Origin of the sequence: Kiloniella spongiae, assembly GCF_001026905.1 — a bacterium.
Classification (GTDB): Bacteria; Pseudomonadota; Alphaproteobacteria; order Kiloniellales; family Kiloniellaceae; genus Kiloniella; species Kiloniella spongiae.
On sequence record NZ_LAQL01000007.1, the window covers coordinates 322,355 to 329,330 of the forward strand.

Consider the following 6,976-nt stretch of genomic DNA (forward strand, 5'->3'; position numbering starts at 1 on the left):
GGTCAGTTGCCAATAGCTTTTGCTTCATCGCTACTCAAATAATTCGGATCTATTTACCTCTTGCTTAGCCGTGCTGCAATATTTTTCCCGTTTGGAAGAGGTTGGTCAAAAAACATTCATGTAAGTTATAGCGCCATAAGATGAGACTGGTTATCTTATTGCGAAGCCGTGCTTGTCAAAATAGCTCTATTCGCGAGGAATATAGCTCTATTCGCGAGGAATAATGTCTGAAGGTTCCCAAAAGGATAACAAAGAAAATAAGCAAGACACAGTCTTGGCCTGGCGCGAAGGAAATGTAGCGACGGTTGTTTTGAACCGCCCTGAGAAACTTAATGCCTTTAATCTGTCAATGTGGCAGGATCTCGGGACTGTTATGCTTAAACTAGCGGCTGATGTAACTCTGCGTTGTGTTGTTATTCGCGGTGCTGGAGGTCGAGCCTTTGCGGCAGGGGCGGATATTGCAGAGTTTCAGAAGGTCCGCTTTTCATCACAGCAGGCGGTGAGCTATGCCAAGCCAATGGATCGTGCGGTCGATGCTATTCGTCAATGCCCGCATCCGACCCTGGCCTTTATTGAAGGGGCTTGCATGGGCGGTGGATTGGAAATCGCTGCACAGTGTGATCTTAGGATAGCCAATCAATCAGCCCGATTTGGTATTCCGATCAACAAAATTGGGAATGTACTGCCGTATCCGGCGATGATTGCTTTGGTCGATCTGGTCGGGCGAAGTGTAACGATGGAACTCCTTCTGGAAGGGCGAATTTTTACGGCTGAAGAAGCCTATGTCAAAGGGCTTGTCGGGCGTGTTGTTGACGATAATATTGCCGAAGCTGAAGTATATAATTCAGCAAGGCGGATTGCAGAAGGTGCGCCTCTGGTTGCGCGGTGGCACAAGAAACATGCGACCAGGGTACAAAACCCAACACCCTTAACTGCAGAAGAACTGGCACAGCCGTTTCTCTGTTGTGACACAGAGGATTATAAAGAGGGTGTTGCTGCTTTCCTCGAAAAGCGAAAGCCTTGCTTTAAAGGGAAGTAAGTGAAGGGAAAGGCGATTTACATTTGGAGTTCGAGGGTAATTGTACTATCGGCCAGTTGTTCAAGTTTTAGTTTCTATCTTTCATATTAATAAAAGTGTATATACTTGAGCTGCCTTGTCGGAGATTATTTCTTCTCTGGTTTTTTGCGTTTTGAATTGGCTGGTTTGTATGTATCAAGTTCTGGATCTGGACGAGATCCCAGAAAGCTCCCCGGTATCCTATATGGCTTCCTACTATGATGGATTGCCTAAATTACAGCTAAAAAAAACTGATCAAATCCCTCTGCCTCAATGGTCAGATTTTAATCCGCTTGAAGTCCGAAAAATATTGCCTTGGACAATGGTGATCCAGCGCGATGGCGCTAGTCCGTCCGGCCATCTCATTAAGCTTGAAGGTGAAAGAATAATTGAAGCTTCTGGCGTGAATTCCATGGGAAAAACGTTGGCTGAGGCCTTCGAGCCGGATATGGCTGAAATTAAATGGCGGGAAATGGAAGATGTTGCTCAGCAAAGATGCACATCTTTTACACTCAGTCCTGTCCCCAGATCTGACAGATCTTTTATTGACCTTTATCGGGGATGTTTCCCCTTTTGTGATGATCAGGGCGATGTTTGCCGCTTGGTGATTACTGTTGCGCCAGTAAAAGATATTATCCGGTAATTGAACAGAAATGTCGACTATATGTCAGTTACCATGGTGGGAATGTTTTTAGAATAGTTTCATTACTGCTTCACCATGGCCAATCAATTGCCCATGTTGGTTTTTAACATCACATGATAAAAACTTAATATGTTTTCCGCCGCCTTTCAGGGTGCCTGTTGCAAGTAATTTGTCACCACTTTGAGCGGATGCTGTAAATTGTGTGTTGAGTGAAAGTGTTACTGCACGCCGCCGTTTTGCGGGATCTGGATTGTGAATAAGCGTATAACCGCAGGCTGTATCAATGAGTGTTGCGAGGACGCCGCCATGCATGATGCCGGCACTGTTCAGATGATAATCGGCAATCGTAAGGGCAATGCTGGCTGAGCTTTCAGTCCACTCGACAAGGCTATAGCCTATGTGTTGTCCGAAGTTGCTAATGCTGTCTTGTGTATCTGATGTGCTCATAACAGTCTCTTTATGAAATTGATTCTGAATAGATTGCGTTTTTAAAAGTTATCTTTTACCGCAAGGATGTTGGTATTTTTAACTTCTTCCATAACAACGTAGCTGTGGGTTTGGGAAACCCACGGGGTTGCTGCCAGTTTGTCCCCCAGAATTCCTCTATATTCAGCCATGTCAGCCGCGCGGACTTTTATCAGGTAATCGAAACCGCCGGAAACCATATGGCATTCCAGAACCTCTGGAATCTCCATCATGGATTTTTTAAACTCTTCAAATGCCGCAGATGTTGTTTTCTCAAGGGTAATCTGAACATAGACCAGAAGGCTTGCGTTAATCTTAACCGGATTGAGGGTTGCCATATATCCTTTGATATAATTGCTTTGCTCAAGCCTTTTTACCCTTTCCAGACAAGGCGTTGGACTTAAATTAACACGCCGGGCAAGTTCAACATTCGAGACACGTCCGTCTTCCTGTAGTACGCGGAGGATATTTCTATCTATTCGATCCAGCTTTTTTTCACTCATCCAGATTATATATCTAGAAAAATCAATATTTTCTAGAGAAAATATTGTATATTTTGTTAAAATGGCAGCATATATCGCTATAATTAGTGTAAATTGATCTTAGATATGAATATGTAATACGCGCCTGAACGCGATATCTGGGATTAATGAAATGATTATCGATAAAGAACTGGCAAATGCCACGCCTTTAATGACGGCCCTACGCCTTGCTTATCGTATGGATGAAACACAAGCTGTAACAGATCTGGTCAATGCACTGGATTTGTCGAGTGATGCGCTGGATAGAATTTCAGCAAGGGCCCGTGATCTTGTGAAGGAAGTTCGCAAGTCACGCGTAGGGCAAGGCGGTATCGATGCTTTTATGCATGAATTTGAACTCTCCTCTAAAGAAGGTGTTGTTCTTATGTGTTTGGCCGAAGCATTGCTTCGGGTTCCGGATAGCGAAACAATCGATAAACTCATTCGTGACAAGCTGTCTTCTGCTGATTGGGAAGCGCATCTTGGTCACAGTGACTCCATGTTTGTGAATGCATCGACTTGGGCATTAATGCTGACAGGCCGCGTGGTGAATATTAAAAAGGAAGAAAGCAACGATTTTTCCGGTCTTTTCCAGCGGATGGTTCAAAAAAGTGGTGAACCGGTTATTCGAAAGGCTGTGCGCCAGGCCATGAAAATATTAGGCCGTCAGTTTGTTATGGGGCGCGGTATTAAAGAGGCGTTGGATCGGGCTGTTGATGACGAGAAAAAGGGCTATCGCTATTCTTACGATATGCTGGGTGAAGGCGCACGTACGATGCCGGATGCTGACCGTTATTTTGAGGCGTATCGCACCGCTATTGCTGAAATTGGAAAGGCAGCCGCTGGACGTGGTGCCATTAACTCACCGGGTATTTCTATAAAACTGTCAGCAATCCATCCTCGTTACGAGTTTACTCACCGTTCCCGGGTTATGAGCGAAGTTGTTCCGCGGTTGAAAAAATTAGCCTTGGATGCCAAGCGCTACGACATTGGCTTGACGGTCGATGCCGAAGAAGCTGATCGTCTTGAAATCTCACTGGATGTCCTAGAGGCCGTTTCCGGTGACCCTGATCTTAAAGGCTGGAATGGTCTTGGTCTGGCGGTTCAAGCTTATCAAAAGCGTGCCCCTTTTGTCATCGATTGGCTCGCTGATATGGCTCATCGTCATGGACGACGACTGATGGTGCGTTTGGTCAAGGGTGCCTATTGGGATACTGAAATTAAATTGGCTCAGGAAGAAGGGCAGGAAGGGTATCCCGTATACACCCGTAAGGTATCCACTGATGTTTCCTACTTGAGCTGTGCTCGTAAAATGCTTGCTGATCCAGAAGCTTTTTATCCGCAGTTCGCATCACATAATGCGCATACCGTTGCCTCCATTATGGAAATGGCCGGACCGGAACAGGATTTTGAATTCCAGCGCTTGCACGGTATGGGCGAAGCTCTTTACGATCAAGTTGTTGGCAAAGCTGGCAAAGGCTACCCGGTTCGTATTTATGCACCGGTTGGCAGTCATGAAGACCTGCTGGCATACCTTGTCCGTCGGTTGTTGGAAAATGGCGCGAACTCATCTTTTGTAAACAGAATTCAAGATGAAAAACTTCCGATTGATGAAATCATTGCTGATCCAATCCTAAAGGCACGCAATCTATTTAACATTCCGCATCCACAAATTCCTCTGCCATTACATCTTTTTGGTACTGAACGTTTGAATTCAAAAGGGTTGGATCTATCTGATGCTGTTCAATTGTCAGAAATTGGCAAAGATGTTCAGAAGTTTGCAAACGAAGGATGGCACGGTGCCCCAATCATTGGCGGGATCGAGCAAACAGGTGCAACTCATCCAGTAATGTCACCAAGTGATCGACGCAACAAGGTCGGTGAAATTGCGTGGGCCTCTACAGAACAGGCCCAGAACGCACTGGCCCGGGCAGATCGTGCATGGTGGGGGTGGGATCAGACCTCTGCAACAGCGCGGGGGGATTGCTTGGATAGGATGGCGGATCTACTCGAAGAAAACACAGCGGAATTTATCGCACTGTGTATGCGTGAAGCAGGTAAAACGACGGCAGATGCGATTGCTGAAATTCGCGAAGCTGTTGATTTCTGTCGTTATTACGCTGTGAAATGCCGTCAGGATTTTGGCGATCCACTTGTGATGCCTGGACCAACTGGTGAGCGCAATGAACTGTCTATGCACGGGCGAGGTGTTTTCTTGTGTATCAGCCCATGGAACTTTCCGTTGGCAATATTCTTAGGCCAGGTATCTGCTGCTTTGGCCGCGGGGAATGCCGTGATTGCAAAGCCGGCAGAGCAAACTGGATTGGTTGCAGTAAGAGCCATTAAACTCTTTCATCAGGCGGGTGTTCCTGGTGATGTTCTTCATCTTTTACCGGGGGATGGGCCAACTGTTGCGGGGCCATTATTGGCCGATGATCGCATCAAAGGTGTTGCTTTTACCGGGTCGACAGAGACAGCAAAACTTATCCAAAGAGCACTTGCTGCGCGAGAAGGGGAAATTGTGCCTCTTATTGCTGAAACTGGTGGCCAGAATGCGATGATTGTGGATTCAACTGCGCTGCCCGAACAGATTGTTCGGGATGTTCTGGCATCTTCTTTTCAGTCGGCGGGGCAACGTTGTTCTGCTTTGCGAGTTCTTTTCCTGCAAGAAGATGTTGCAGATAAAATTCTAACGATGCTTGCCGGAGCAATGGATGAATTGACGGTGGGGGATTCATCGTTCCTTTCTACCGACGTTGGTCCCGTGATTGATGAAGATGCTTTAACAATGCTGAATGCACATATTTCTCATATGAAGTCGCAGGCAAAGGTTATACGGGAACTGTCTTTACCGTCGAGCACATCAAATGGCGCATTTGTCGCGCCTGTTACGTTCGAGATAGAGGGACTTCATCAGCTCAAGCAAGAAGTCTTTGGGCCTGTGCTTCACGTTATTCGCTATAAAGCATCAGAACTGGACAGTATTATTGATCAGATTAACAACTCTGGCTTTGGCTTGACGTTGGGTATTCACAGTCGTATTGACGAAACTGTGGATTATATTGCCCGTCGTGTTCGGGTGGGAAACACCTATGTAAACCGAAACCAAATTGGTGCTATCGTCGGTGTACAGCCGTTTGGCGGCATGGGCTTGTCTGGAACAGGTCCAAAGGCCGGGGGACCTAGGTATCTTCATCGTTTCGCGACAGAACATTCCATTTCTATTGATACAACGGCGGCGGGTGGCAATACATCTCTTATGACGCTGTGATTTCTGGAATTCTTATTTCTGGAGCTCTTTTTTCTGGGGTTCCTATTTCTGGGGCTCAGACTTTACGCTTTTAAACATAGAAAACCCGGTTTTGATCTTATCTTGCTCAAAACCGGGTTTTTCATTGCTTTGGTGTTGGGATGAATTATCTTGATACCTTCTTTTCTGATAAAGCAATAAGAGTAATCAGGTTTGCACGAAGATGACCTCAGAGAGTTTGTACAGGCTGGTATTCGTGAAGATGAAGAACCCTTATGGTTCGCGCAGCCCCAGTTTTCCCGAATTTGGCAACGGGAATATACATCTCCGATAACTAAATTCTTTTTGTTCGTCGGCCTTCTCACAATTTTATTAAATATTGTTGCTCTTATCTTTTTCAGCCTGTCGACGATTTTAAATATCTTTCTGATCGTGGCTTTAGGTGGCGTTATCCTCAGGTTCTGTTGGATCTACTACCTGGGACGTCGCTTGGTTTATGTTCTGACATCAAAGCGTTTGGTGTTTTTCTTGGAATCCGCAAAACCTATTGAGTACAAATCCTTTTCTCTGGATAAGCTCGGTGAGCCAAGACTGGTTAGAGGTAACGATGACTACGATGATGTGATTTTTCCAGCTTTAAAAGATGGTTTGTTTGGCGTATTAGATAGTGCATTGGTTAAGGATTTGATCGCTAGTAATCAATAGCATCGCAACGTCATAACTATTCCTATTTTTAATCTAGGAACCTGATGATGGCAATCTGTTCGGTTATTGAACTTTGTAACTTCGAACACTTAGCATCCCGAATTTAACACGCTCTGGGGAACCTCTGTAGCTTGCCAAGGGGCTGACCATTTTAAGTATTTTGATTGACTTGGTAATGGTGGGAATGTTTGTTCAGAAATTGCAGAGAAGATTTCCCGGTAGATGTTTACTATATTGAATTCGCCGTTCTCATACTTCCTGAATGCAGATTTAACACTTTCAACATTCATTCCGGTCTTTTTGATTAATTTCCAAACTTCAGGTTTAAATCCACC

Annotated in this window: 7 protein-coding genes; 4 read left to right on the top strand and 3 right to left on the bottom strand. The window is 45.3% G+C overall.

What is annotated here, in order from left to right:
- Positions 1-223: 223 nt before the first annotated feature.
- Together WH96_RS12765 and WH96_RS12770 are read left to right on the top strand one after the other, a co-directional pair.
- Positions 224-1,039, top strand: a complete 816-nt coding sequence (locus WH96_RS12765) for an enoyl-CoA hydratase/isomerase family protein (RefSeq protein WP_047764527.1) — start codon at positions 224-226, stop codon at positions 1,037-1,039.
- 169 nt (positions 1,040-1,208) lie between these two features.
- Positions 1,209-1,700, top strand: coding sequence for a PAS domain-containing protein (locus WH96_RS12770; protein WP_047764528.1), 492 nt, complete (start codon positions 1,209-1,211; stop codon positions 1,698-1,700).
- 48 nt (positions 1,701-1,748) lie between these two features.
- Here the strand turns inward: WH96_RS12770 and WH96_RS12775 are convergent, their stop codons facing one another.
- Together WH96_RS12775 and WH96_RS12780 are read right to left on the bottom strand one after the other, a co-directional pair.
- Complete coding sequence (locus WH96_RS12775; protein WP_047764529.1) at positions 1,749-2,147, bottom strand: PaaI family thioesterase; 399 nt, start codon at positions 2,145-2,147, stop codon at positions 1,749-1,751.
- Positions 2,148-2,188: 41 nt separating this feature from the next.
- The gene (locus tag WH96_RS12780) at positions 2,189-2,668 is read right to left on the bottom strand and encodes an Lrp/AsnC ligand binding domain-containing protein (RefSeq protein WP_047764530.1); all 480 of its coding nucleotides are present in this window, start codon (positions 2,666-2,668) and stop codon (positions 2,189-2,191) included.
- Between the two features lie 151 nt (positions 2,669-2,819).
- Here WH96_RS12780 and putA point away from each other — a divergent pair, with 151 nt between their 5' ends.
- Positions 2,820-5,957: a bifunctional proline dehydrogenase/L-glutamate gamma-semialdehyde dehydrogenase PutA gene (gene putA / locus WH96_RS12785; RefSeq protein ID WP_082130470.1), complete on the top strand. Its 3,138-nt coding sequence runs from the start codon at positions 2,820-2,822 to the stop codon at positions 5,955-5,957.
- A gap of 192 nt (positions 5,958-6,149) precedes the next feature.
- Entirely contained in the window at positions 6,150-6,641 is a 492-nt protein-coding gene (locus WH96_RS12790) for a hypothetical protein (protein WP_047764531.1), read from the top strand.
- 89 nt (positions 6,642-6,730) lie between these two features.
- On the opposite strand, the gene WH96_RS22340 is transcribed toward WH96_RS12790, so the two are convergent.
- A partial coding sequence (locus tag WH96_RS22340) for a hypothetical protein (protein ID WP_204248197.1) occupies positions 6,731-6,976 on the bottom strand: 246 nt, incomplete at its 5' end.